Raw genomic sequence first — 3,366 nt, forward strand, 5'->3', positions numbered from 1 at the left:
GTCAGAGCTCCTTTTCAAGATCGGCGGCGAGTTCCTCGGCGATTTCGTCCGCGATCTCGCGCAGCAGGGCGGTGGCGGAGAACGTGTGCTCCTCCTCCTGCTCGGCGAAGGCGTCTTCGGCGTCGGCTTCGGCGTCGTCGGGGTCGGCGGTCGGATCGTCGCCGCTGTCAGCGACGGCGAGGAAGGCGGCGAGGGAGGCGATGGAGGTGTGCTGGAAGAGCTGTACCAGCGGCACGTTCCGGTCGAGCACCTTGCGCAGCCGGTTGTTGATGGTCAACAGGTTGAGCGAGTTGATCCCGAGGTCGAAGAAGTTGCGGTCGACGTCGATCGTCTCGGCGGGGACGAGGTCGGCGATGATGTCGAAGAGGATCCGCGTCATGTCGGACACCGGTCCGAGATGCGGCGCCTCGGGGCGGGCCTCCGGCTCGGGGCGGATCTCGGCCAGCCGGGTCCGGTCGACCTTGCCACTCTTGTTCAACGGGATCCGGTCGAGCTGCACCAGCCCGGCGGGGATCATGTACGGGGCGGCCTGCTGCGCCATCCCCTGCCGTACCACCTCGGGCGCGATCCGCTTACCGGCGACGTAGTAGCCGCGCAGGCTCTTCTCCCCGTCCACCTCGACGCAGATCACGGCGGCGTCCTCGACGTGCTCGACGGACCGGAGCACGCTCTCGACCTCGCCCAACTCGACCCGGAAACCGCTGATCTTGACCTGGTCGTCGGCACGGCCGAGATAGTCGAGCGACCCGTCGGGCAGCTCGCGGACGAGGTCACCCGTGCGGTAGAGGCGGCGGCTGGACAGCGCCGGCACCGTGACGAAAGCGGCGAGGTCGAGGTCCGGCCGGTTGTGGTACCCGGTCGACACGCCGTCACCCCCCACGCACAGCTCGCCGACCGCGCCGGGTGGCAGCAGGTTGAGGCCCCGGTCCAGGACGTGGGCCGACGAGTGCGCCAGCGGGTGGCCGATGGGAATCCGCTCGCGGAGCAGGTCCTCGTCCCGAATCTGGTACGTCGTTGAGAACGTCGTGTTCTCGGTGGGACCGTAGCCGTTGGTGATCCGCAGGCTCGGGCAGGCGCTGCGGACCTTCGTAAGGTGCTGGACCGACAACGCGCTGCCGCCCACGATGAGGTGTCCGAGCCGGTCGAAGATCGCCGGGTCGTGGTCGCAGAGTTGGTTGAACAGCGGCGCGGTGAGCCACATGCCGGTCACCTCGTTGCGCTTGATCGCCTCGCGCATCAGATCACCGTCGAGCACGTCCAACTCGTCGGCGAGCACGAGGGTCGCGCCGAACAGCATCGTTCCCCAGATCTCGAACGTGCTGGCGTCGAAGGCGGGCGAGCCGGTGAACATCAGGACCTGACGGTCGTCGAAGTCGAAGAACTCCTGGTCCGCGACAAGGCGCAGGATGTTGCGGTGCGTGATCTTGCAACCCTTGGGGTTACCGGTGGAGCCCGACGTGTACATGAGGTACGCCGTGGCGCCGTTCAGGTTGCGCTGCCGGGGAAACGGCGGCACGTCCCCGATCGGCGGGTCGACGAGCAGCACCCGGGTCGCCGCCGGCGCCCGGTCGGCGAACTCCGCCACGGTGCACAGGTCGCGCACGCCTGCGTCGGCGACGACGTACTCCACCCTGGGCTTGGCATCCTTGGTGTCGATCGGGACGTAGAAGTTCCCGTTCTTCAACAGGCCGAGGATCGCCACGATCAGCTCCGGGCGGCGGTCCGCGAGCACGCCGACCGCCACGCCCGGAATCACGCCACGGCTCTTGAGCTCCCAGGCCACGGCATCGGACCAGCGGTCCACCTCTGCGTAACTGAACTCCCTGCCCCGCCACACCAGCGCGGTCTTCTCGGCGTGGGTCGCGGCGACATCGGCGAAGACGTCCACCACCGATGAGTCCAGCATGGCGGAGTGAGCCGGCTGCGGCACCGCCACGTCCGCCGCCCGGCTGTCCCACAGGGCGATGTCCGCCACGCGTACCCGCGGGTTGCGCACCGCCGCGGTGAGCACGTTGCGCAGGCTGTGCTCCAGCGCCTGGATCAACCCCGGTGCGTAGTGGTTCTCGTTGTAGGCGAACGTGATCGCGAAGTCCCGACCGGGGTTGACCACGATGTGCAGGTCGTAGCTCGTCCGCTCGAAGACCTCGACGCCGTCGAACGCAAGCCCGTCACCGGTGTCGCCGGCGAAGTCGCGCAACTGCTCGGACAACGGGTAGTTCTCGAAGGCCACGACGTGGTTGAGAAGCTTGTTCCTCAGCGGGGTGAGGCCCTGGATCTCGTGCAGCGCGTAGTGCTCGAAGGCACTCGCCCGCAGGTAGGACTGCTGCACCTCCCGGCACAGCCCGGTGAAGTGCTGGTCCTGCGTGGTCGTCACCCGGACCGGCTGCGTGTTGCAGAACAACCCCACCGCCTCGCCGATGCCGGCCATCTCGGTGCCGCGCCCGGACACGACGCTACCGAAGACGACGTCGTCGGCGTAGGTGAACTTCTGCAGCACGATGCCCCAGGCGGCCTGGAAGACAGCGCTCTGCGTCACCCCGGCCTTCTGCGCGAACCCCTTCAGCCCGTCGTACAGCTCGGCGGGGAGGGCGAAGCGGTGGGTCGCGCCACGGTAGCCGCCGGGACGGGGGCTCGCGGGGAGAACCGCCTCGGTCTCGTAGCCCTCCAACGCCTCCGCCCAGTACCGCCGGGCGTCCTCGTCGTGCTGCCGCTCGTACCAGGTGACGTAGTCGCGGTAGGGCAGCGCCTCGGGCCGCGACTGGAACGAGCCGGACCGGGTCAGCTCCTCGTAGTAGCCCATCAGCGTCCCGAACAGCGGGCCGAGCGACCAGCCGTCCAGGATGATGTGATGGAACGTGAACACGAGACGCCAGCGGCGGTCGGCCAGCCGGATCAGGGTCGCCCGCAGCAGGACGTCCGCGCTGAGGTCGAAGCCCTTCACGCGGTCGGCGACCTTGAACTCCTCGACGTCCCGGTCACGGTCGGGCCGGTCCCGGTAGTCGCGGACGTCGAGCTGCGGCGCCCACTCCTTCAGCACGATCTGGTACGGCTGGTCGGTGTTGCGGTACGAGAAGATCGTGCGCAGGACGCTGTAGGTGCGGGACACGCCCGCGAGCGCCGCCCGCATGTGCTCGACGTCGACCTCGCCGGTGATCATGAAGTCGAACTGCTCCACGTAGGCGTCCGAGCCGGTGTCCACGGCGTGACTGAAGAGCATGCCCTTCTGCATCGCGGCCAGGCCGGCGATGGACTCGATGTTGTCTCTCTCAACCATGAACCAGGCTCTCTACTTAGCACCCACGCGGTGTTCGGGTCGTGGCGCCCGGCGACCGGCGCCGGGGTGAGGGATCGTCGTCACGCCGGCCG

Annotated in this window: 1 protein-coding gene; it reads right to left on the minus strand. The window is 68.4% G+C overall.

The genetic code is table 11. The annotated features are described in order from the left end of the window. Position 1 precedes the first annotated feature (1 nt). Positions 2 to 3,274 carry a non-ribosomal peptide synthetase gene (locus OIE53_RS11780; RefSeq protein WP_327026645.1) on the minus strand — a complete coding sequence of 1,091 codons (3,273 nt, stop codon included), beginning with the start codon at positions 3,272 to 3,274 and terminating at the stop codon, positions 2 to 4. Positions 3,275 to 3,366 lie beyond the last annotated feature (92 nt).

The organism is Micromonospora sp. NBC_01739 (assembly GCF_035920385.1).
Taxonomy (GTDB): domain Bacteria; phylum Actinomycetota; class Actinomycetes; order Mycobacteriales; family Micromonosporaceae; genus Micromonospora.